We start from the raw sequence: 20,622 nt of genomic DNA on the forward strand, positions 1-20,622 counted from the left end.
GCATCGACGAGGAACACAAGATGCAACTCAATACCATCAAGCCGGCTTCCGGTTCCAAGCACGCCAAGCGTCGCGTGGGCCGTGGCATTGGCTCCGGTCTGGGTAAGACCGCAGGCCGTGGGCACAAGGGCCAGAAGTCGCGTGCCGGTGGCTTCCATAAGGTCGGCTTCGAAGGCGGCCAGATGCCGCTGCAACGTCGCCTGCCCAAGCGTGGTTTCAAGTCGCTGGCTCGCCCGTTCAACGCGGAAGTGACGCTGTCGGAACTGAACCTGCTGACCAGCGAAGAGATCGACCTGCTGACGCTGAAGGCCGTTGGCCTGGTTTCCGAGCTGGCCAAGGCTGTCAAGGTCATCAAGTCCGGCGAAATCACCCGCAAGGTGAGCATCAAGGGTCTGGGCGTTACGGCCGGCGCGAAGGCGGCGATCGAAGCCGCTGGCGGCTCCGTCGCTTGATCAGCCAAGCACAGGACTAGGCAGCAGTGGCAAGCAACGCATCACAGTTGGCCAAGAGCGGCAAGTTCGGCGACCTGCGTCGCCGCCTTGTGTTCCTGGTTCTCGCACTGGTCGTCTACCGTGTCGGGGCTCATATCCCCGTGCCCGGCATTGATCCGACGCAGCTCCAGCAGCTGTTCAAGGGTCAGCAGGGCGGCATCCTGAGCCTGTTCAACATGTTCTCGGGCGGGGCGCTGTCGCGCTTCACCGTCTTCGCGCTGGGCATCATGCCCTACATCTCGGCCTCGATCGTCATGCAACTCATGACTTACGTGGTGCCGAGTCTGGAAGCGCTGAAGAAGGAAGGCGAGGCTGGGCGTCGCAAGATCACGCAGTACACGCGTTATGGCACGCTGGGCCTGGCGATCTTCCAGAGCTTGAGCATCGCTTTCGCGCTGGAGAGCTCGCCGGGATTGGTGTTGAGCCCTGGCTTCGGTTTCCGCATCACTGCGGTGACGAGTTTGGTCGCAGGCACGATGTTCCTGATGTGGCTGGGTGAGCAGATCACGGAGCGTGGTCTGGGCAACGGTATCTCGATCCTGATCTTCGGCGGTATCGCCGCCGGTCTGCCGGGAGCCATTGGTGGTCTGCTTGAGCTGGTTCGTACCGGCGCGATGAGCGTGATCTCTTGCCTGCTCGTGATCGCCATCATCATCGGCGTGACCTACCTGGTTGTGTTCGTTGAACGTGGTCAGCGCAAGATCTTGGTGAACTACGCCAAGAGACAGGTCGGGAACAAGGTGTATGGCGGTCAAAGCTCGCATCTGCCGCTGAAGCTAAACATGTCGGGGGTGATTCCGCCGATCTTCGCGTCGTCGATCATCTTGCTGCCGACCACTCTGGTGAGTTGGTTTGCGACGGGTGACAGCATGCGCTGGCTGAAGGACATCTCGGATGCACTGCGTCCGGGACAACCGATCTACGTATTGCTTTACTCGGCCGCGATCGTCTTCTTCTGCTTCTTCTATACGGCTCTGGTGTTCAACAGCCGTGAGACTGCAGACAATCTGAAGAAGAGTGGCGCGTTCATCCCCGGGATTCGTCCTGGTGACCAGACGGCTCGCCACATCGACAAGATCCTGTCCCGGCTGACGCTGGCGGGTGCGGTGTATATCACCGGCGTCTGCCTGTTGCCTGAGTTCCTGACGCTGAAGTACAACGTGCCGTTCTACTTTGGTGGCACCTCGCTGTTGATCATCGTGGTTGTCACGATGGACTTCTGGGCCCAGGTCCAGTCCTATGTGATGAGCCAACAGTACGAGTCGCTGTTGAAGAAGGCCAGTTTCAAGGCCAACTGAGGGCGCCAGGCAAACAGAGAATATTGGATCCAATTTGGCAAGTGCGAAGGTATGGCGAAAGATGACGTCATTCAAATGCAAGGGGAGATTCTGGAGAACCTCCCCAACGCAACCTTCCGAGTCAAACTGGAAAACAGTCACGTCGTTCTCGGTCACATTTCCGGAAAAATGCGGATGCACTACATCCGCATCCTTCCCGGTGACAAGGTGACCGTTGAATTGACGCCGTACGATTTGAGTCGTGCTCGCATCGTGTTCCGGGCGAAGTGAGCTTTTTAGCAACCCCCGGATCAACGCTGATTGAGCGAACAGAGTAGGTCAAGGAGCAGACCATGAAAGTTTCGGCATCTGTCAAGAAGATGTGCCGCAATTGCAAGATCATCCGTCGTAATGGCGTGGTGCGTGTGATCTGTACCGATCCGCGGCACAAGCAGCGCCAAGGCTGATCTGGCCTAACGACTGCAAGCGAATTAGAGGACGCACATGGCACGTATTGCTGGTATCAACATTCCGCCGCATAAGCACACGGAGATCGGTCTGACTTCGATCTACGGCATTGGCCGTACGACCGCGCAGAAGATCTGCAACAACTGCGGCATCCCGCTGGACAAGAAGGTCAAGGACCTGAACGACTCCGATCTGGAAAAGATCCGCGAGGAAGTCGGTCGTCTGACCATCGAGGGCGACCTGCGTCGCGAGATGTCCATCAACATCAAGCGCCTGATGGACCTGGGTTGCTATCGCGGCTTCCGCCATCGTCGTGGCTTGCCGGTACGCGGTCAGCGCACCCGCACGAATGCCCGTACCCGTAAGGGTCCGCGCAAGTCGGCGGCGACCGGCAAGAAGTAATCTGCGGCATCTGAAGAAAGCTAACCATGGCAAAAGCACCCAATAACCAGGCTGCCCAGCGCGTTCGCAAGAAGGTTCGCAAGAACGTTGCCGACGGTATCGCCCACGTTCACGCTTCGTTCAACAACACCATCATCACGATCACCGATCGTCAAGGTGGCGCGTTGTCTTGGGCTTCCTCTGGTGGCCAAGGTTTCAAGGGCTCGCGCAAGTCGACCCCCTTCGCAGCTCAGGTGGCTGCCGAAGTGGCCGGCCGTGCTGCTCAGGAACAAGGCATCAAGAATCTGGACGTCAAGATCAAGGGCCCCGGCCCGGGTCGCGAGTCGTCGGTGCGCGCGTTGGCCGCTCTCGGCATCCGCATCAATTCGATCTCTGACGTGACGCCGGTGCCGCACAACGGTTGCCGTCCGCAGAAGCGCCGTCGCATCTAAAAGCGGCTGTGCTGAGCGATCGCAATTAGTGCGATAATCTCCGGTTCGTTCAGAACATGCCGGCTGGCGCTTTCGCGCCAGCCGGCCGTTTTGCTGAGGTGGGCTGAAATGCCTCCTCAACAGGTGTCGATGGAAGCGTCGACCCGGTAGAAGTCGAAGACTTCTTGAAGCCCACCGTCCGAGCCTACAAAAACACTGGCCGGACTCGCGCGTTGCCCGGAATGTCTCCGAGCTCGCGTCAGATTGATGAAGGACACGCAAAGTGGCACGTTACCTCGGCCCGAAGGCCAAACTTTCCCGCCGTGAAGGCACCGACCTGTTCCTGAAGAGCGCACGCCGCGCCATCAGCGACAAGGCCAAGTTCGACACCAAGCCTGGTCAGCATGGCCGTACCTCGGGTCAGCGCACGTCCGACTTTGGTCTGCAACTGCGCGAAAAGCAGAAGGTCAAGCGGATGTATGGCGTGCTGGAGCGTCAGTTCCGCCGCTACTTCGCTGAAGCCGAGCGTCGCAAGGGTTCGACCGGCGTCAACCTGCTGGTGCTGCTGGAATCGCGCCTGGACAACGTCGTCTATCGCATGGGCTTCGGCTCGACCCGCGCGGAAGCCCGCCAGCTGGTCTCGCACAAGAGCATCACCGTGAACGGTGAGGTCGTGAACATCGCTTCCTACCTGGTGAAGGCCGGCGACGTGGTCGCCGTGCGTGAGAAGGCCAAGAAGCAGCTGCGCATCGTCGACAGCCTGAAGCTGGCCGAGTCGATCGGTCTGCCGGCCTGGGTGGCCGTCGACGCGACGAAGCTGGAAGGCATCTTCAAGAAGACGCCGGATCGCGACGAGTTCGGCGCCGAGATCAACGAGTCGCTGATCGTTGAGCTGTACTCGCGTTAATTCTTTCGTGCCTGCCGAGCGGCCCTGCAAGGGCCTGCTCGGCTTTTCCTCGTCCGGGTGTCGCCAGCTGTTGAGGGCGAGCCTGGTTGGTCCCTCAGCCTTATCGGTGTAACGAACCGAGGGTATTGAAAGAAAGACCTCATGCAAACGAATTTGCTCAAACCCAAATCCATCACTGTGGAGCCCCTGGGCGGTCATCGCGCCAAGGTGATCCTGGAGCCGTTCGAACGCGGCTATGGCCACACGCTGGGCAACGCCCTGCGTCGCGTGCTGCTGTCCTCGATGGTGGGTTATGCGCCGACGGAAGTGACGATTGCCGGCGTGCTGCACGAGTACTCCGCCATCGACGGCGTTCAGGAAGATGTGGTCCACATCATGCTGAACCTGAAGGGCGTGGTGTTCCGTCTGCACAACCGTGAGGAAGTGACCCTGGTCCTGCGCAAGGAAGGCGAAGGCCCGGTCACGGCCGCCGACATCCAGACCCCGCACGATGTCGAGATCATCAATCCGGATCACGTCATCGCCCACCTGTCGCAAGGCGGCAAGCTGGACATGCAGATCAAGGTCGAAAAGGGCCGCGGCTACGTGCCCGGCAACATGCGCCGCTACGGCGACGAGCCGACCAAGGCCATCGGCCGCATCGTGCTGGATGCATCGTTCAGCCCGGTGAAGCGCGTCAGCTACGCCGTCGAGAACGCCCGTGTCGAGCAGCGTACCGATCTGGACAAGCTGGTCATGGAGATCGAGACCAACGGCGCGATCTCGCCCGAGGAAGCGATCCGTGCCTCGGCCAAGATCCTGGTCGAGCAGATGGCCGTCTTCGCGCAGCTGCAGGGGACCGATCTGGTCGACGTGTTCGACCAGGCCCCGGCCGCCCGTTCCAGCAGCTTCGATCCGATCCTGCTGCGTCCGGTCGACGAGCTTGAGCTGACTGTGCGCTCGGCCAATTGCCTGAAGGCTGAGAACATCTATTACATCGGTGACCTGATCCAGCGTACCGAGACTGAGCTGCTGAAGACCCCGAACCTGGGTCGCAAGTCGCTCAACGAAATCAAGGAAGTGCTCGCCTCGCGCGGCCTGACCCTGGGTTCGCGTCTCGAGAACTGGCCGCCCCAAGGTCTCGACAAGCGTTGATTTTTTGAAAGAGGACGGGTCTGACGATCCGTCCGGTGCCCCCGGCAGTACCTGATCCGGCTGCTGGCAATAACTGAAGGAAGGAAAGCACCATGCGCCACCGTAACGGCCTCCGTAAACTCAACCGCACCAGCGAACACCGCGCCGCGATGTTCCGCAACATGGCGGTCTCGCTGCTGAAGCACGAAGCGATCAAGACCACGCTGCCCAAGGCGAAGGAACTGCGTCGCATCGTCGAGCCGCTGATCACCCTGGCCAAGGAAGCGACTGTCGCGAACCGCCGTCTGGCGTTCGACCGCCTGCGCGACCGCGACATCGTCGTGAAACTGTTCAACGAACTGGGCCCCCGTTTCGCGACCCGTCCGGGCGGCTACACGCGCATCCTGAAGATGGGCTTCCGTGTCGGCGACAACGCCCCGATGGCATACGTCGAGCTGGTCGATCGTCCTGACGCAGTGGAAGGCGAAGGCGCCGCTGAATAAGCAGCGACCCGCCTCCGCGCATCAAAGGCCAGCAGCAATGCTGGCCTTTTTTCTTGTGTGTCCGCGATACGCGCATCGCGGGCAGGGCATGACGCCTGTCCAACGTCATGCCAGCCCACTAGGCGCTAAGCTTCGCGCCTTTCCGACCTCACGGCGAGGCGGCTCACCCGAGACCGCATGCGCCCCGCGTTCATGACTTCCATTGCCCTGATGCGACGCCTGCTTCCGGCGCTGTTCCTGCTGTTCACACTGCTCTCCGGTCCGGCCCGCGCGGACGACTTCCTCGATCCCGAGCAGGCCTTCAAGATCGACGTGCAACTTACCGGTGACCGCGAGTTCCAGGTGAATTTCACGATCGCACCCGGTTATTACATGTATCGCGACCAGTTCAAGCTGGATGCGGCGGAGGCGAAGTTCGGTGACATCGTTTGGCCGGCGCCAAAGCGCAAGTTTGACGAGACCTTTCAGAAGGAGGTCGAGACCTATCGCGACCACTTGAGCATCAAGGTGCCGGTGGAGGCCCTGTCCGCAGGTCCTTTGAAGTTGGTGCTGACGGGGCAAGGCTGCGCCGACAAGGGCCTGTGCTACCCGCCGATGAAGAGTCAACTGACCTTGGGGCTGAAGGGCTTCGGCGGCGATGGGGCGGTGAAGATCGGTGCTGCGCCGGATGCGCTGAGCGGGTTCGGCGTATCGAATGCAGTGGCGGCTACATCTGCCGAAGCTTCGCTGGCAAAGACGACCGAAGGGGAGGAGGCGTCCTCCGTGAAGTCATCGGCGGGATCGCCGCTCGATGATGCCCTCGCGTCCGGTCGACTGTGGTTGATCATCGGCGCCTTCTTCGCCGCCGGCGTCCTGCTATCGCTCACGCCGTGCGTCCTGCCGATGTTGCCGATCCTGTCGTCCATCATCGTTGGCCAGGGTGAGGCGCCCTCGCGAGCGCGCGGCTTCTTCCTGGCCTTCAGCTACTCGTTGGGAATGGCGCTGCTCTACACGGCGCTCGGCGTTGCGGCGGGCCTGGCCGGCGGGGGCTTGGCCGCCTACCTCCAGAAGCCCTGGGTGCTGACCCTCTTCGCCTTGCTGCTGGTCGGCTTCTCACTGTCCATGTTCGGCGTCTACGAGATTCAGCTGCCCAGCCGCTTCACCGGCGGCGTGTCCGACGCCACGCAACGTCTGCCCGCCGGCAAGTTCGTCAGTGTGTTCGTCATGGGCGCGCTCTCCGCGTTGATCGTCAGCCCCTGCGTCGCAGCCCCCCTGGCCGGCGCTCTGCTCTACATCAGCCAGACCGGCAACGTCGCCATCGGCGGTCTTGCCCTGTTTGCGCTTGCCTGGGGGATGAGCGTTCCTCTGCTGCTCCTGGGACTGTCGGCCGGTACGCTGCTGCCGCGAGCTGGCGCATGGATGGAGACGGTCAAATACTTCTTTGGCCTGCTGCTGCTTGCAGTGGCGCTGTGGATCGTCCAGCCGGTGCTGTCGCCGGTGATCGCGCAGCTTCTGTGGGGGGCGTTGCTGATTGCCGTGTCGGCCTTGCTGGGACTCTTCCAGCGTACCGAGGCCAATACGCCTCGTGTGTGGCTGCGAAAGAGTGCGGCGGTGGCGGCGATGGTCTTCGGTGTTGCGCAGTTCATCGGCGTCGCCGCGGGCGGGACCGATGCGCTGAAGCCGCTCGCCGGCATCGGCGGTGCGGGCAAGACCGCAGGCGCCACAGTGTCTGCGGAGTCATCCGCAGTCAGCTTCCGAAAGATCGCGACGGTCGCCGAACTCGACGAAGCGCTGCGCAGTGCCGGCAAGCCGGTGATGCTCGACTTCTACGCGGACTGGTGCGTGTCGTGCAAGGAGATGGAGCGCTTCACCTTCACCGACGCACGCGTGCAGGCCAAATTGACCGGCGCACTGCTGTTGAAGGCCGATGTCACCGCGAACAATGCCGGGGATCGCGAGCTGCTGAAGCGTTTCAAGCTCTTCGGCCCTCCCGGCACGATCTTCTTCGATGCGAAGGGCCAGGAGCTGACCGGCGTGCGAGTGATCGGATTCCAGGACGCCGATCGCTTCCTTCAATCTCTGCAGGCGGCAGGGCTCTAACTCGGGAAAGACTGTCGCCGAAAGTTGGGGCGGTGGTCCTTTCCGTGCTACACTCTCATTCTTCAGTCGCGGGGTGGAGCAGTCTGGTAGCTCGTTGGGCTCATAACCCAAAGGTCGTAGGTTCAAATCCTGCCCCCGCAACCAGAATATTGAACGTTGTCACAGGACAGCGTGGTTGAACGAAACGAAGGCCAATCAGGCGTTTGAGGGTCGTTCAACGAATCGGCAGATCAGCGTCATCGCTGATCGCCGCGCGGTACAGCCGCGGGGTGGAGCAGTCTGGTAGCTCGTTGGGCTCATAACCCAAAGGTCGTAGGTTCAAATCCTGCCCCCGCAACCAATCAAACAAGGGCCCTCATGCGAGGGCCCTTTGTTTTTTCCGACGTCTTTCGGACGTCAACTGACTCTCAGTCGCCCACCGTCCTCCGGTGCGACCAGTCGCCCAATGACGGCGGCCGCGCCGAAGCCGTGTCGCGCGAAGACGTCCAGCACGCTGTCGACCGACTCTGGTGAGCACGACACGAGCAGGCCGCCACTGGTCTGTGGATCGCTGAGCAGTGCTTGCGTCTCCGTCGGCAGCGAAACGGAGAGCGCGATCTCGGCGCCATAGGCGGCCCAGTTGCGCCCGGAGGCCCCGGTGATCAGACCCTCGGAGGCCAGTGATCGGACGCCCTCGAGCAAGGGCACCGCCGCCCAATCGATCTCGATCCCGCAGCGCGAGCCACGTGCGATCTCGAGCGCATGCCCCGCCAGGCCGAAGCCGGTCACGTCGGTCAGCGCGTGAACGCCGTCGAGTGCCGCCAGTTCGGGCCCTGGCGTGTTCAACAGGGTGGTTGTCTCCAGCATCCGCTGGTACGACGCGTCGTCGAGTCTGCCCTTCTTGAGCGCCGCCGACATCACGCCCACACCGAGCGCCTTGCCCAGCACGAGCACGTCGCCGACCTGGGCGTCCGCGTTGCGCTTCACGCGCGAAGGATGGACGAGTCCCAGCGCGACCAGACCATAGATCGGCTCGACGGAATCGATGGTGTGCCCGCCGGCGATCGGGATGCCGGCCTGACGGCAGACGGAAGCGCCGCCTTCAAGGATGCGCCCGATCGTCGTTGCGCTCAGCACCGCGATCGGCATGCCCACGAGTGCCAACGCCATGATGGGGCGTCCTCCCATCGCGTAGACGTCGCTGATCGCATTGGTCGCGGCGATGCGGCCGAAGTCGTACGGGTCGTCGACGATCGGCATGAAGAAGTCGGTGGTCGCCACCAGGGCCTGCTCATCGTTGAGCCGATAGACCGCTGCGTCGTCCGAGGTCTCGATGCCGACCAGCAACTCCTTGGGCACCGGCAGGGCGTTCGTGCTCTTGAGGATTTCCGAGAGTACGCCTGGCGCAATCTTGCATCCGCACCCTCCACCGTGGGAGAGCGAGGTCAGTCGCGGCTCGGAGGCCGGGGCGGGGGAGGTGGCAAGGAGCGTCATGGCGCCGCAGCTTACCCCTGGCGCTTCAAACCAGCGAGGGTGTGGGGTGACCCGCCAGACGGCGCTGCAGGGCGACAAAGGCCTCCATGGCCTGCCACAGCGGCAGATAGCGGGACTCGTCGCCGTCGAGCATTGCCAGCGCCAGGGCGCAGGCCTCCAGCGTGCTGCGCTGCGCGTCTGCATGGGCGCGACGGATGGCGTAGCGCGAAGGCGGCGGCGCATCGAGGGCGAGTCGCGGCAGCGCTTGAAGCCAAGGGTTCAGGGCGAGCAGTCGACGACTTCCGCGCCAGGTGCCGTCGAGTGCCACCAGTGTTGTCGTTGCAGCCTCCATGGTCATCGAACGGGTCGGTGCCTCGCCGCGTGGCCGTGGATAGAGCAGGACAAGTCCGTCGAGGGAGTGCGGTGGTTCGAAGCGCTCACCGACGCGCAACTCGACATGCGACAGGCAGCGCGCCAGCAGCGCACCGGTCCCCTTCGCGTGCCCGGCCTCATCGGCATCCTGGAGGATGAGCAGCGCCGCGCGATTGTCGACTTGGCGTACGCACGCGCACCAGCAAGCAACGAGCGGCCGTCCGCATCCCTCGCAAAGGGGGCGTCGGCCGCTCTGGCCACCCTCGGTGGCGGACATGGAACGGGTCAGCGCGGTTGGCGCGGGGGCTTGCGGGCGTCGTTCGGACGGGCTGGCCCGTCCCGGCGCGGGCGATCGCCGCGCGGACCTTGGCCAGGCCCCCCGGGATGGCCTTCACCTCGAGGACCGCCACGGCGATGCTCACCGCCACGAGGTGGGCGGTCGTTGCGTTCCGGGCGCGGCGGCTGTTGCGCTTCTTCCTCACGCGCCAGCTTCAGCTGGGCGTCCAGCTGTTCCTGCGTCAAGCCTTTGAGCGCACAGAAGTTCGCCGGTGTCAGCGTCGTACGCGAAAAGTCGCGCAGCAGTTGTGCACGCTCCTGGCGGCCGCGGTCTTCCTCAGCGCGACGCGCATCGGAGATGCCGCGGCGACGGACCAGTTCTTCCTGTGCGGCCACTCTGTGTTCATCGCTCAGATCGCCTGCCGGCTGACCGTCCAGATCGAAGCGTGTCTTGGCACGGGTCAGCGCGATCAGATAGCCGGTGCCGCCCGTGTAGCGCCGCAGGAATGCAGACAGCTGCGCCTTGGTGAACTGGCCTGGTGCGCGCTGCTGGATGTCGGACTGCACACGCAACTTCAGCGGCTTGGCGCCGCCAGCGAACAGTGCGGGGAACAGCGCCTTGAGCTTGGCCGCGACGGCCTGGACATCGACGCGACCGCCTTCGGCAGCCTTCGCCTGACCAGGCGTGGCGTCGCCCGTGGCGGCATCGCCCGTTTCGGCGTCCGCGGTCGCTTCGTTGGAGGATTCGTCCACTTCCGGCACGGGCGCTGCCGCCTCCGACGTCGATGCCGACAGCTCGGCCTCAGTCGTCTCGGTGGCAGGGGCCTTCTGATCGGGGAACTCGGAGGAGGTCACTTCGCCTTGCGGCGGGGTGCTGGAGGACATGCATCAAGCGGCGCGGGGCCGGCCTTCGGGAAAAGGGGGGATTGTGCCCATAGCCGCGCGGGCGTGGCAATTCGCGCCGATCGACGGAAGTCGCCCGTCCTGCCTGAGGACGCCTTCCGGAGGGGGAATCAGGTCTTCGGTTCGCAGGCGGGCTTGCAGACCAACTCGGTCCGGCCCAGGATCCGCTTGGACTGGAGACTGCTCGGCGGCCGATGGCGACCGCATTTGAAGCAGGAGCGGGTTTGACCGCTACCCTGGAACGGCGACCCCCCCAGCTTGGAGGCATAGCGCAGGCCGTCATCCCGAACGGCGGTGCAGGTGTCTTTGCTCATGGTCTCGCTTCGCTTGGCGCTCTTGTTCGCGCCGGCGGGTTCGTGTCCCGTCGGCGCATCGATTCCCTCGCGTTCAATAGTAGGTGGGGCGTGTGACGCCCCGCTACATCGCTTGCCCGGGGGTGAAAGCGCCGTCCGACGAACGGCGGCTTTTACGCCGACAATCGCCCGCTTGCCCGGCGGCCCGGGCGTTCGAGAACCATGGCCAAACTGTTTTTCCGCTATGCCGCGATGAATGCCGGCAAATCCACCGCCCTGCTGCAGGTGGCGCACAACTACGAAGAGCGTGGCCATGCCGTGCGCCTGTTCACTGCCGGGGTCGACGACCGCTACGGCAAGGGGATGGTCACGTCGCGGCTGGGGCCGCAGCGGGTCGCGGAGGTGTTCAACGGCGAGACGGATTTCCGCGCGTTGATCACGCAGTCACCGGGCATTGCCTGCATCCTCGTCGACGAGGCGCAGTTCCTGTCGAAGGACCAAGTCTGGTCGCTGCACGAGGTTGCGCACATGCGCCACGTGCCTGTCATCTGCTACGGCCTGCGGACGGACTTCCGCGGCGAACTGTTCACCGGCTCCGCCGCCCTGCTGGCGCTTGCCGACGAGATGGACGAGATGAAGACCATCTGCGACTGTGGCCGCAAGGCGACGATGAACATGCGTGTCGACGCCACCGGCCGCAAGCAGACCGAAGGCGCGCAGGTCGAGATCGGCGGCAACTCCCGTTACCGCGCGGTCTGTGGACGCTGCTTCAGGGCGTCCTGAGGACATGGCGTCCTGAGGTCGCCAGGTAAGCCTGGGCTTACTTCTTCGTCAGCTGCTCTTCCAGTTCCTTGCAGGAAGGGGCGCAGACTGGCTGGGACTTGCCCAGCAGCTTGCGGGACTTCAGCAGCGCACGGGGGCGATGCTTGCCGCAGAGGAAGCACGACATGGTTGCCGCGCCGAACGAGGAGGTTGCCGCGAACGGCGACCCTGGTGCTTTAGAGCGATAGCGCAGACCATCGGCTTCGATGGTCGTCTTGGTCGTATCCTTGGCCACGCTGTTCCTGATCCTGATGAAAGTTTGAAATGCGGCGCCGATCGTCCCAAGTTCCCCCCAGGGACAGACGGCGAAACCCGTATTTTCCTATAAGCCGGAGCCTCTCCGTACCGGGGCATCGCTAATGACCTCGCGCGAAGGTCGCCCGAATCGGTTCCAAGAGACATTCGTCACCGTCGGCGGCGACCGCGTTCCCTCTCAGGCGGAACGTCTGCCGGAAGGTGCTTGGCGCGTTCTAGGGAAAACACCTAGAATGCCGCCGCGCCGTTTCACCGTGGCGTCAACAACAAGGACACACAGGGAGCGAGCGCGACGATGGAAAGGATCGAAGGGCTGTTTGCCGCCATGCGGGCGGCCAGTCAGGACATGGAATGGCCGGCGACCGAGGCCGGCGACAGCCGCCTGGAAACGGCCGGCGAACTGGCCGAACGTTATGCGCAGGTCGTCAGCGAAGCCCTGTGCGGCTACTTTCGCAGCTCGCACGCCAGCCTCTGGCTGCTGGACGGCGAGCCCGGAGAACATCGCCTGCGATGCCTCGGTGCGCACGCGATCGACGGGGCGAGCCGTCAGCGCGGTCTCTGCGAGCAGCGCGCCTATCCAGGCTACTTCGACGCGTTGCTGACCGAGGGTGTCTACAACTGCGCTGACGCCCAGGCCGATCCGCGACTGAGCGCGCTGCAACCGCCGCCGACCTGGCGCGCGATGCTGGATGTGTCGGGCCAGATCAACGGCAAGACCTTTGGCGTGGTCGCGCTGGGGCAGCGCGACACGGCCCGTGTCTGGACGAAGCGCGAGGAACTGGACCTGCGCCGCGCCACAGCAAAGGCATGCCTTCACCTGCACGCATTGCGGAACGAACCCGAGACCGTGTGACCGCGCAGGCCGTGAGGCCCGCCGGCGAACATGAATCAACTTCGACCGACCGGTCGGATTAATTTCTTGCGAAATGTCAATGCGGCATCCACTGACGGACGGCTGAAGGCTTGCCGCTAGAGTCGGTCGCCATACGTCCCATGGACGACCAACCCCCGGGCGATGGCCTTCGGAGCGGTCGTGACGGCGCCGGCACGCATCGGCGACGCGCGATCAACGGCCTTGCCCGGCACCACGAGGAGACAAGGTGGACGGGGCGATTGCAAGCATCCTGGTGCTGGACGGGGTGACCAATGGCGCGATCTACGCGCTGCTGGCACTGGCCCTCGTCCTGATCTTCGCGGTCACGCGGGTGATCTTCATCCCTCAGGGGGAGTTCGTCGCCTTCGGCGCGTTGACGCTGGCGGGATTGCAGCTCGGTCACACGCCGCTGACGATCCACTTCCTGATCGCGATGGCGCTGTTGGCAGCGGTGCTGGACCTGATCGCGGCTGCACGGGCCGGACGAATCAAGGCGGAGTGGGCGCCGATCGCGCTGCGGGCACTGCCCGGTGTCGCGATCGGGCTCTGCGCGCTGTGGCTCGCTCCGATGAAGCTGCCGCTGGTGGCGCAGGCCCTGCTGACGCTGGCGGTCGTGACGCCGATGGGCGGGCTGCTCTACAGGCTTGCCTATCAGTCGCTGGCCGACGCGTCGGTGCTGGTGCTGCTGATCGTCTCGGTCGGCGTGCACTTCGCGCTGACGGGGCTGGGCCTGGTGTTCTTCGGCGCCGAGGGCTCGCGCAATCCGAGCTTCTGGGACGCGAGCTACTCGGCCGGGCCGCTGATGTTCTCGGGTCAGACACTCATCATCGTGATGGCCTCGGCGGCCCTGATCGTGGCGCTGTGGTTGTTCTTCGAGAAGAGCCTGTACGGCAAGGCGCTGCGCGCGACCGCGGTGAACCGCCTCGGTGCCCGGCTGATGGGCATCTCGAGCATCTCCGCGGGCCGGCTGTCGTTCACGCTCGCGGCCTTCATCGGCGCACTGTCGGGCATCCTGATCAGCCCCACCACGACGATCTTCTACGACAGCGGCTTCCTCATCGGCCTGAAGGGCTTCGTCGCCGCCGTCTTCGCGGGTCTGTCGAGCTACCCGGGCGCCGCGCTCGGCGCGCTGCTGGTCGGCCTGATCGAGTCGTTCAGCTCCTTCTGGGCCAGCGCCTTCAAGGAGGTCATCGTCTTCACCTCCATCCTGCCGGTGCTGCTGTGGCGCAGCTGGCGAGATCCGCACCATGAGGAGCATTGACGTGGCCTCCGATCGATCCGCCGCCATGAAGGCCTCTGCCTCCGCTCCTGTTTCCGCCGCGAGCTCGACCGCCGTGTCCAGCCCTTGGAAGCGGCGCATCGTGCCCGCGCTGCTGCTTGGCGCACTCGCGGTCTTGCCACTGCTGCCGGTGCCCGAGTACTGGATCACCCAGCTGAACTACATCGGCATGTTCGCGCTTGTCGCGTTGGGCCTGGTGCTGCTGACCGGCGTCGGCGGATTGACCTCGTTCGGCCAGGCCGCCTTCGTCGGTGTCGGCGCCTACACGACGGCATTGCTGAGCGCGCGCTACGGACTGTCGCCGTGGATCGGCCTCGCCGCCGGGATCGCGATCACGCTGGCCATCGCGCTGGTGCTGGCCCTGATCACGCTGCGGATGTCGGGGCACTACCTGCCGCTGGCGACCATCGCCTGGGCACTCAGCCTGAACTTCACCATCGCCAACATGGAGTCACTGGGCAAGTACGACGGCCTGCTCGGCGTGCCGGCGATCGAGCTGTTCGGGGTCAGCCTCGCCGACGGCCGGGCGATCTACTACCTGATCTGGCTGTTCGCGATCCTCGGTGCGATCGCCGTGCGCAACCTGCTGGACTCCCGCCCTGGGCGCGCGATCCGCGCGCTCGGCGGCGCCACGGTGATGGCCGAGTCCATGGGGGTCTCGACCTTCCGCTACAAGGTCGTCGTCTTCCTGATTGCCGCGCTGCTGGCATCGATCTCGGGCTGGCTCTTCGCGCACGTCCAGCGCACCGTGAACCCCAGCCCCTTCGGCTTGAAGATGGGCATCGAATACCTCTTCATGGCCGTCGTCGGCGGCGTGGCCAGTGTGTGGGGCGCCTTCGTCGGCGCAGGCGTGTTCAAGATCATCGAGGACCAGCTCAAGGAGCTGCTGCCGGCGCTGCTCGGCAGCAACGGCAACTTCGAGATCATCGTGCTCGGCGTCGTGCTGGTCCTGATGCTGAAGTACGCGCCCAAGGGCCTGTGGCCGTCGCTGCAGGCGGCGTTGTCGCGCTGGTGGCCAGCGCGGCCGCGCGAGCGGAACTGGGAGGGCGCGCCCGCGCTCGAATCGCGCGCGAAGCCGCAGGCCGGTTCGGTGCTGCTGAAGGTCGAGAAGCTGCGCAAGCAGTTCGGCGGACTGGTCGCGGTGAACGATGTCAGCTTCGAGCTGCGCGCGGGCGAGATCATGGGCCTGATCGGCCCTAACGGCGCCGGCAAGTCGACGACCTTCAACCTGGTCTCGGGCGTGCTCTCCGCGACTGCCGGCGAACTGCGCTTCGCCGGCGAGCCGATCACCGGCCTGCCTGCCCGGCAGATCGCGCGTCGTGGCATGTCGAGGACCTTCCAGCACGTGAAGATGATCGCGGACATGACGGTGCTGGAGAACGTGGCGCTCGGCGGTTACCTCCGCTCGCACAGCGGCACGACGCGGGCGATGCTGCGCCTTGACCGCGCGGAAGAGAAGCGCCTCTTCGCCGAGGCCGAGACCCAGCTGCGCCGCATCGGCATGCAGGACCATGTGCACGAGCTCGCGGGCAACCTGGCGCTCGGACCGCAGCGTCTGATGGAGATCGCGCGGGCGCTGTGCAGCGACCCGACGCTGCTGCTGCTCGACGAGCCCGCCGCGGGCCTGCGCCACAAGGAGAAGCAGGCGCTGGCGGCGGTGCTGCGCCAGCTGCGCGCCGAAGGCATGAGCATCCTGCTCGTCGAGCACGACATGGACTTCGTGATGGGACTGACGGACCGCATCGTCGTGATGGAGTTCGGCACCAAGCTGATCGAGGGCACGCCCGCCGAAGTGCAGGCCAGTCCCGAGGTGCGCGCGGCCTACCTGGGAACGGAACACTGACATGAGCGAGTTGCTGAAGGTCAGCGGATTGCATGCCGGCTACGGCCGCGCCGAGGTGCTGACGGGCCTGGACCTGCGCCTGCGGGAGGGCGAGGTCGTCACCGTCATCGGTCCCAACGGCGCCGGGAAGAGCACGACGCTGAACGCGCTGATGGGCGTGCTGCCGGCGCGCGGGCAGGTCCTCTTCGACGGCGAGGACATCCAGGGCCTGAGCCTCGAGGAGCGGGTGATGAAGGGCCTCGCGCTGGTGCCCGAGAAGCGCGAGCTGTTCACCACGATGTCCGTCGAGGACAACCTTGTGCTCGGTGGTTTCCGGCCGATGCGTCTGGGCGTGAAAGGGTGGCGTGACGAGCTGGAGCGCGTCTATGCGCTGTTCCCACGCCTGAAGGAACGCCGCGCGCAACTCGCCGGGACGCTGTCCGGCGGCGAACGCCAGATGCTCGCCGTCGGGCGCGCGCTGATGGCACGCCCCAAGCTGCTGATGCTCGACGAGCCCAGTCTTGGCCTGGCGCCGCTGATCGTGAAGGAGGTGTTCCGTATCGTCGCGCAGTTGCGCGAGGCGGGCGTCTCCATCCTGCTGATCGAGCAGAACGCCCGCGCCGCGCTGGAAGTCGCCGACTACGGCTACGTGCTCGAGACCGGCGAAATCGCGCTCGAAGGCCTGGCGGCCGATCTGGCGAAGGACCCGCGCGTGATCGAGACCTACCTCGGGGCGAGTCGCCAGCCGCAGTGAGGCCCGCCGCGGCGTGAGGAAGCGCCGCAAGCCGCTCCTCACACCCCGAATCGGGGGGAAAAGCGTGACGCCCGTGAAACACCCGCGCGGGATCGGCCGACCATAATTCGCCGAACACGCGCCATGGCTCTGCTGTCCTCCCTCCGCAAACTGCTCACCGGTTCCGCCGACACCAAGTCGACTGGCGGAGCCTCCGCCACGGGCGGGACATCGAAAGGGACGCCATCCGCGCCGTCGCCGGTACGGCCGGTCGACATCCCGATCCCGCCCACGCTGTCGTCGGCCTCCGCGCACTCGCAAGGACCTGGCATGGTCTCGACCCAGACCGCGGTCTACAGCGGCGGCGACATCGTCTTCCCCACCCTCGATGCCTCGCCGGAGTGGCTGCACTTCAGCACCCGGCTGTTCGGCCTGTCGCGACTGAAGGACGTGCCGCCGTCGGCCGGCGAGCAGGGGCTGATGCAACGCCTGCAGGCGCAGCGCGGCTCGCAGTGGGCCGACCTGCTGCCCCGCCTGCCCGCCGTACTGCCGCAACTGATGCGCCTCGTGCGACGCAGCAACGTGTCCTCGACGGAGCTGGTGCAGCTGATGTCGCGCGACCCCAGCCTCGTCGGTGAACTGATGCGGCTGGCCAATTCGCCGCGTTATCGCACCGAGCGCGAGATCACCGATCTCGCCGGCGCGGTGATGGTCCTCGGCCAGCAGGGCCTGGACCAACTGGTGATGAGCGTCGCGATGCGGCCCATCTTCCATCAGGGCAAGGGCCGCTACGGCAGCCGCTCCGGCACGCTGCTGTGGGACCTCAGCGAGCGCACCGCGTTCGCCACGGCGCGCCTGGCCAATGCGGGCGACGACGAGTTCTCCGCCTATCTAGCCGGCCTCAGTTCACAGCTCGGGCTGATGGCGCTGCTGCGCGCGCTGGACGGCATGTCCGCGCCGTCGGTGCCGCCGCTGGACCGCGAAGGCCTGCATCGCCAGCTGCTGCCGCTGACGGCCGCGTGGTCGGCGCAGATCGTCGAGCACTGGGGCTTCCCGCCGCAGGTGGCCGAAGCGCTGGCGCCGCGCCCGGGGCGTGGCGCCGAGTCCGTCGTGCTCGCGCACCTGGTGCGCCAGGCGCAGGCGGTCGCGTTGCGCCAACTGATGCAGCCGGGCTTGCAGCCCGCGCAATTGGGCGACTGGTCCGCCGCGCAGCAGCGCTGCTATGCGGACCTGGAACGCGAATTCGCCGCCGCCGAGTCCTGAACCCCAGGACATCACGGCGTTCGCGCGAACCTTCAGGCGCCGCGGCTTCTGGCCAGTCGCCAAGCCATCAGGCCGAACACGCCTTCGAAGAGCAAGGCCAGCGCGGCGGCCGGCAATGCGCCCGCGAGCAGCAGGGTCTGATCGTTCAACGCGAGCCCGGTGACGATGCGTTCCCCATAGCCTCCGGCACCGATGAACGCCGCCATCGTGGCGGTCCCCACGGACAGGCTGGTGGCAGTGCGCAGGCCCGCGAGCATCACCGGCAAGGCCAGCGGCAATTGCACTGAACGCAGCACCTGACCCCGCGTGAGGCCCAGCGCCTTCGCGGCGGTGGTCAATCCCTCGGGGACTTCGCTCAGACCGACGGTGCAGTTGCGCAGCACCGGCAGCAGCGCGTACAGCGTGAGCGCGACCAGGGCCGGCACCGGCCCGATGCGGTTCATCGCCCAGATCAGCAGCGCCAGCATCGCCAGCGATGGCACGGTCTGCAGCAGCGCGCACACGGCCAGCAGCGCCTCGCGCCAGCGCGGCCAGGGGTGCAGCGCGACCGCCAGCGGCACGCCGACCAGCGTGGCCAGCGCGACGGCGCCCAGCACCAGCGCCAAGTGTTGCCCCGTGAGGCGTCCGAGATCCGGCCCTGTCAATCTCGTCCACAAGCCGGACTTGACCGGCGCCGCGGCCGCAGAGGAAGTGCCCGAGGCCCGGACGTGATTTGCCAGGAATTCGCGGGCGATCGCATCGAACGGTTGTCGCTTGACCTCGGCCTGCGCATTCATCGCGATCATCGCGGTCTCGTCGATGCGACCGCGCAGCGTCTGCAGCGCCGCCCACGCGCGCGGATGCCGTTGCGGCAGATCGGCGCGATACAGCAGCACCGCGTCGTAGCGCGGGAAGAAATGCCCGTCGTCGGCCAGCACCGTGAGGTCCAGCGCCGCGATCTGTGCGTCGGTCGTGTACACGTCGGTGACGTCGATCTGGGCATCGGCGAGCGCGCGATAGGCCAGGCCGTGATCGAGCCCCGTCGGCGCTTGCGGCAGCTCGTAGCGCTTCGACAGGCCCGGCCACCCGTCCGCGCGGCCCAGGAACTCGTTGCTGAGGCCGAGCTTCAGTCCCGGCTGCCCCTTCAGCTGCGACAGCGCGGTGAGACCGAGTTCGCGCGCCTGCGCCGACCGCATCGCCAGGGCGTAGCCGTTGTTGAAGCCGAGCGGTACGCCGATCGCCAGACCCAGCGGGCGCAGTTCGGCCTGCAACTGATCTAGCGGCGCGCCGGTGGTCGCATGGCCGAGGATCTCGCGCTCGATCGTGCCGAGGTATTCGGGGTAGACGTCGATGCTGCCGGCCTTCAGCGCCGCGTGGACGATGGCGGTATTGCCCAGGCCCTGGCGGATCTCGACATCGGCCGAGGGATCGTCGGCGCGCACCGTCTGCGCGAGGACCTCGGCGAGGATGTAGCTCTCCGTGAACCGCTTCGAACCGATGCGCAGCGGCTCCGCGGCCCAGGCGTGCGGCGCGCCCGTGAGCAGCGCGCAGACCAGCAGGAGAAGGAGGGGCCGCAGCCGGCGGAGCAGCATCATCGGCGCAGCATAGTCGAGCCCGTCCGCGTACGTGCCAACGTGCGCAAGACCTGGCCCGCGAAGGCGTCGGCCGCCGCCGAGCCTGCCGACGCCTTGCTGCGCATCAGCACCACCGACATCGCCGGCAGCGAGGTCGCCGGGGGCATGCCATGCCGTTCGTCGAGCAGTTCCATGCCCTCCGGCACGCTGCAGCGCGTGAACAGCGCGATGGCCAGGCCGCTCTCGACGGCCGCCAGCATGCCTGCCGGACTGGCGCTGTCGCAGACGATGCGGTGGGGCCGCTTCAACGCCGCCAGCGCGGACAGCGCCGCCTTGCGCGCAAGGCTGCCCGATTCGTAGACCGCGACGGGCAAGGGCGTCTGCCGCCACGCCTCGAAACGCGGCGCGCCGAACCAGGCCAGCGGTTCGTCGAACAGCGGCTGTCCGCGACCGGCGCGATCACGCGTCACCACGGCCACGTCGACCTCGCCGCGCGACACCCGCGGGATCAGCACCGTCGACTGCTGGCAGACCAGGGTCAGTTCCACTGCCGTGTGCCGGCCCGCGAAGTCGCGCAGCACGGGCGTGAGGTAGGGCAGGGCGTAGTCCTCGGGGACGCCGATCGTGAGGCGGCCATGCAGCGTCTCGCGCTTGAGGGCCTGGACCGCCTCGTCGTGCTGCGCGATCAGCCGGCGCGCGTGGCCGAGCAGTTCGCGCCCGGCCGGCGTCAGATCCAGCCGTCGCGGCGTGCGTACCAGCACGGGCTGGCCCACCGCCTGTTCCAGCTTGGCGATCTGCATGCTCAGCGCCGACTGTGAGCGATGCACCAGGGCCCCCGCGGCCGTCAGCGAGCCGGCATCCACCGCCGCGACGAAGGCGCGCAGCCAGTCCAGTTGAAGGTCGGTCGAGGGCATCGGGTCCTCCGCCCATCGCGGGCATCCATTCGATTCCGTGATGCTAAGCGTGAAGAGGATCCGCTTTGCAGGATGCGGAGGGCGGCCCAGACTCGTCGCATGTCCCCATCGCTTGTCTCTTCTGCCAGGTCTTCCCCCGAGGCCTCTGCCACGCCGTCCTC

23 protein-coding genes and 2 tRNA genes are annotated in these 20,622 nt (G+C 65.8%); 18 read left to right on the forward strand and 7 right to left on the reverse strand.

Annotation, left to right across the window (positions count from 1 at the left end; all coding sequences use genetic code 11):
• Positions 1-20: 20 nt before the first annotated feature.
• The 12 genes from rplO to AC07OZ_RS12050 all read left to right on the forward strand — a co-directional run bounded on the left by rplO (position 21) and on the right by AC07OZ_RS12050 (position 7,990).
• Positions 21-452 (forward strand): 50S ribosomal protein L15, encoded by a 432-nt coding sequence (gene rplO, locus AC07OZ_RS11995; RefSeq protein ID WP_431264845.1) that lies wholly within the window; start codon positions 21-23, stop codon positions 450-452.
• 26 nt (positions 453-478) lie between these two features.
• Positions 479-1,789, forward strand: coding sequence for a preprotein translocase subunit SecY (secY, locus tag AC07OZ_RS12000; protein WP_067278819.1), 1,311 nt, complete (start codon positions 479-481; stop codon positions 1,787-1,789).
• Between the two features lie 51 nt (positions 1,790-1,840).
• Positions 1,841-2,059 carry a translation initiation factor IF-1 gene (gene infA / locus AC07OZ_RS12005; protein WP_088404619.1) on the forward strand — a complete coding sequence of 73 codons (219 nt, stop codon included), beginning with the start codon at positions 1,841-1,843 and terminating at the stop codon, positions 2,057-2,059.
• 62 nt (positions 2,060-2,121) lie between these two features.
• Positions 2,122-2,235: a 50S ribosomal protein L36 gene (gene rpmJ / locus AC07OZ_RS12010; RefSeq protein WP_058933616.1), complete on the forward strand. Its 114-nt coding sequence runs from the start codon at positions 2,122-2,124 to the stop codon at positions 2,233-2,235.
• Positions 2,236-2,272: 37 nt separating this feature from the next.
• Complete coding sequence (rpsM, locus tag AC07OZ_RS12015; RefSeq protein WP_421035259.1) at positions 2,273-2,638, forward strand: 30S ribosomal protein S13; 366 nt, start codon at positions 2,273-2,275, stop codon at positions 2,636-2,638.
• 26 nt (positions 2,639-2,664) lie between these two features.
• Positions 2,665-3,069: a 30S ribosomal protein S11 gene (gene rpsK / locus AC07OZ_RS12020; protein WP_088404621.1), complete on the forward strand. Its 405-nt coding sequence runs from the start codon at positions 2,665-2,667 to the stop codon at positions 3,067-3,069.
• 262 nt (positions 3,070-3,331) lie between these two features.
• Positions 3,332-3,955 (forward strand): 30S ribosomal protein S4, encoded by a 624-nt coding sequence (rpsD, locus tag AC07OZ_RS12025; protein WP_495050924.1) that lies wholly within the window; start codon positions 3,332-3,334, stop codon positions 3,953-3,955.
• Positions 3,956-4,096: 141 nt separating this feature from the next.
• Positions 4,097-5,089 (forward strand): DNA-directed RNA polymerase subunit alpha, encoded by a 993-nt coding sequence (locus AC07OZ_RS12030; RefSeq protein ID WP_067278809.1) that lies wholly within the window; start codon positions 4,097-4,099, stop codon positions 5,087-5,089.
• A gap of 92 nt (positions 5,090-5,181) precedes the next feature.
• Positions 5,182-5,571, forward strand: coding sequence for a 50S ribosomal protein L17 (rplQ, locus tag AC07OZ_RS12035; RefSeq protein ID WP_495467320.1), 390 nt, complete (start codon positions 5,182-5,184; stop codon positions 5,569-5,571).
• Positions 5,572-5,748: 177 nt separating this feature from the next.
• Entirely contained in the window at positions 5,749-7,650 is a 1,902-nt protein-coding gene (gene dsbD, locus AC07OZ_RS12040) for a protein-disulfide reductase DsbD (protein WP_495467321.1), read from the forward strand.
• Positions 7,651-7,717: 67 nt separating this feature from the next.
• Positions 7,718-7,794, forward strand: a tRNA-Met gene (locus AC07OZ_RS12045).
• Between the two features lie 119 nt (positions 7,795-7,913).
• A tRNA-Met gene (locus AC07OZ_RS12050) sits at positions 7,914-7,990 on the forward strand.
• Between the two features lie 56 nt (positions 7,991-8,046).
• Here AC07OZ_RS12050 and selD read toward each other — a convergent pair.
• The 4 genes from selD to AC07OZ_RS12070 all read right to left on the reverse strand — a co-directional run bounded on the left by selD (position 8,047) and on the right by AC07OZ_RS12070 (position 10,967).
• Entirely contained in the window at positions 8,047-9,123 is a 1,077-nt protein-coding gene (selD, locus tag AC07OZ_RS12055; protein ID WP_495467322.1) for a selenide, water dikinase SelD, read from the reverse strand.
• A gap of 25 nt (positions 9,124-9,148) precedes the next feature.
• Positions 9,149-9,751: a tRNA-uridine aminocarboxypropyltransferase gene (locus AC07OZ_RS12060; RefSeq protein ID WP_495467323.1), complete on the reverse strand. Its 603-nt coding sequence runs from the start codon at positions 9,749-9,751 to the stop codon at positions 9,149-9,151.
• Between the two features lie 8 nt (positions 9,752-9,759).
• Entirely contained in the window at positions 9,760-10,635 is an 876-nt protein-coding gene (locus AC07OZ_RS12065) for a ProQ/FINO family protein (RefSeq protein ID WP_495467324.1), read from the reverse strand.
• Between the two features lie 128 nt (positions 10,636-10,763).
• Positions 10,764-10,967, reverse strand: a complete 204-nt coding sequence (locus AC07OZ_RS12070) for a hypothetical protein (protein WP_082938792.1) — start codon at positions 10,965-10,967, stop codon at positions 10,764-10,766.
• Between the two features lie 201 nt (positions 10,968-11,168).
• Here AC07OZ_RS12070 and AC07OZ_RS12075 point away from each other — a divergent pair, with 201 nt between their 5' ends.
• A complete protein-coding gene (locus tag AC07OZ_RS12075) occupies positions 11,169-11,729 on the forward strand; it encodes a thymidine kinase (protein WP_067278796.1) in 561 nt (186 codons plus the stop codon).
• A gap of 37 nt (positions 11,730-11,766) precedes the next feature.
• Here AC07OZ_RS12075 and AC07OZ_RS12080 read toward each other — a convergent pair whose 3' ends face one another.
• Positions 11,767-12,003: a hypothetical protein gene (locus AC07OZ_RS12080; RefSeq protein WP_067278790.1), complete on the reverse strand. Its 237-nt coding sequence runs from the start codon at positions 12,001-12,003 to the stop codon at positions 11,767-11,769.
• A gap of 315 nt (positions 12,004-12,318) precedes the next feature.
• Between AC07OZ_RS12080 and AC07OZ_RS12085 the strand changes: the two genes are divergently transcribed.
• From AC07OZ_RS12085 to AC07OZ_RS12105, 5 genes are all read left to right on the forward strand, one after another.
• Positions 12,319-12,876 carry a GAF domain-containing protein gene (locus AC07OZ_RS12085; RefSeq protein ID WP_495467325.1) on the forward strand — a complete coding sequence of 186 codons (558 nt, stop codon included), beginning with the start codon at positions 12,319-12,321 and terminating at the stop codon, positions 12,874-12,876.
• 247 nt (positions 12,877-13,123) lie between these two features.
• Positions 13,124-14,158, forward strand: a complete 1,035-nt coding sequence (locus tag AC07OZ_RS12090; RefSeq protein ID WP_495467326.1) for a branched-chain amino acid ABC transporter permease — start codon at positions 13,124-13,126, stop codon at positions 14,156-14,158.
• 25 nt (positions 14,159-14,183) lie between these two features.
• Positions 14,184-16,019 (forward strand): branched-chain amino acid ABC transporter ATP-binding protein/permease, encoded by a 1,836-nt coding sequence (locus AC07OZ_RS12095; RefSeq protein ID WP_495467327.1) that lies wholly within the window; start codon positions 14,184-14,186, stop codon positions 16,017-16,019.
• Between the two features lies 1 nt (position 16,020).
• Complete coding sequence (locus tag AC07OZ_RS12100; protein WP_495467328.1) at positions 16,021-16,752, forward strand: ABC transporter ATP-binding protein; 732 nt, start codon at positions 16,021-16,023, stop codon at positions 16,750-16,752.
• A 123-nt stretch (positions 16,753-16,875) separates the two neighbouring features.
• On the forward strand, positions 16,876-17,994 hold the full coding sequence (locus AC07OZ_RS12105) for an HDOD domain-containing protein (RefSeq protein ID WP_495467329.1): 1,119 nt from the start codon (positions 16,876-16,878) through the stop codon (positions 17,992-17,994).
• A gap of 32 nt (positions 17,995-18,026) precedes the next feature.
• Here AC07OZ_RS12105 and AC07OZ_RS12110 read toward each other — a convergent pair whose 3' ends face one another.
• Together AC07OZ_RS12110 and AC07OZ_RS12115 are read right to left on the reverse strand one after the other, a co-directional pair.
• Positions 18,027-19,568 (reverse strand): ABC transporter permease/substrate-binding protein, encoded by a 1,542-nt coding sequence (locus AC07OZ_RS12110; protein WP_495467330.1) that lies wholly within the window; start codon positions 19,566-19,568, stop codon positions 18,027-18,029.
• A complete protein-coding gene (locus tag AC07OZ_RS12115) occupies positions 19,565-20,461 on the reverse strand; it encodes a LysR family transcriptional regulator (RefSeq protein ID WP_495467331.1) in 897 nt (298 codons plus the stop codon). Before AC07OZ_RS12115 ends, AC07OZ_RS12110 begins: the two co-directional genes overlap by 4 nt.
• Between the last annotated feature and the right edge of the window lie 161 nt (positions 20,462-20,622).

It is taken from the genome of Roseateles sp. GW821-FHT09G03 (assembly GCF_059416045.1).

Coding starts and splice junctions, on each gene's coding strand:
- AC07OZ_RS12115 (WP_495467331.1), bottom strand. CDS start 20,461: ATGCCCTCGACCGACCTTCAACTGGACTGGCTGCGCGCCTTCGTCGCG.
- AC07OZ_RS12065 (WP_495467324.1), bottom strand. CDS start 10,635: ATGTCCTCCAGCACCCCGCCGCAAGGCGAAGTGACCTCCTCCGAGTTC.
- rpmJ (WP_058933616.1), top strand. CDS start 2,122: ATGAAAGTTTCGGCATCTGTCAAGAAGATGTGCCGCAATTGCAAGATC.
- AC07OZ_RS12105 (WP_495467329.1), top strand. CDS start 16,876: ATGGCTCTGCTGTCCTCCCTCCGCAAACTGCTCACCGGTTCCGCCGAC.
- AC07OZ_RS12060 (WP_495467323.1), bottom strand. CDS start 9,751: ATGTCCGCCACCGAGGGTGGCCAGAGCGGCCGACGCCCCCTTTGCGAG.
- dsbD (WP_495467321.1), top strand. CDS start 5,749: ATGCGCCCCGCGTTCATGACTTCCATTGCCCTGATGCGACGCCTGCTT.
- AC07OZ_RS12075 (WP_067278796.1), top strand. CDS start 11,169: ATGGCCAAACTGTTTTTCCGCTATGCCGCGATGAATGCCGGCAAATCC.
- AC07OZ_RS12095 (WP_495467327.1), top strand. CDS start 14,184: ATGAAGGCCTCTGCCTCCGCTCCTGTTTCCGCCGCGAGCTCGACCGCC.
- AC07OZ_RS12070 (WP_082938792.1), bottom strand. CDS start 10,967: ATGAGCAAAGACACCTGCACCGCCGTTCGGGATGACGGCCTGCGCTAT.
- AC07OZ_RS12030 (WP_067278809.1), top strand. CDS start 4,097: ATGCAAACGAATTTGCTCAAACCCAAATCCATCACTGTGGAGCCCCTG.
- infA (WP_088404619.1), top strand. CDS start 1,841: ATGGCGAAAGATGACGTCATTCAAATGCAAGGGGAGATTCTGGAGAAC.
- rpsK (WP_088404621.1), top strand. CDS start 2,665: ATGGCAAAAGCACCCAATAACCAGGCTGCCCAGCGCGTTCGCAAGAAG.
- rpsM (WP_421035259.1), top strand. CDS start 2,273: ATGGCACGTATTGCTGGTATCAACATTCCGCCGCATAAGCACACGGAG.
- AC07OZ_RS12085 (WP_495467325.1), top strand. CDS start 12,319: ATGGAAAGGATCGAAGGGCTGTTTGCCGCCATGCGGGCGGCCAGTCAG.
- selD (WP_495467322.1), bottom strand. CDS start 9,123: ATGACGCTCCTTGCCACCTCCCCCGCCCCGGCCTCCGAGCCGCGACTG.
- rplO (WP_431264845.1), top strand. CDS start 21: ATGCAACTCAATACCATCAAGCCGGCTTCCGGTTCCAAGCACGCCAAG.
- AC07OZ_RS12110 (WP_495467330.1), bottom strand. CDS start 19,568: ATGATGCTGCTCCGCCGGCTGCGGCCCCTCCTTCTCCTGCTGGTCTGC.
- rplQ (WP_495467320.1), top strand. CDS start 5,182: ATGCGCCACCGTAACGGCCTCCGTAAACTCAACCGCACCAGCGAACAC.
- AC07OZ_RS12100 (WP_495467328.1), top strand. CDS start 16,021: ATGAGCGAGTTGCTGAAGGTCAGCGGATTGCATGCCGGCTACGGCCGC.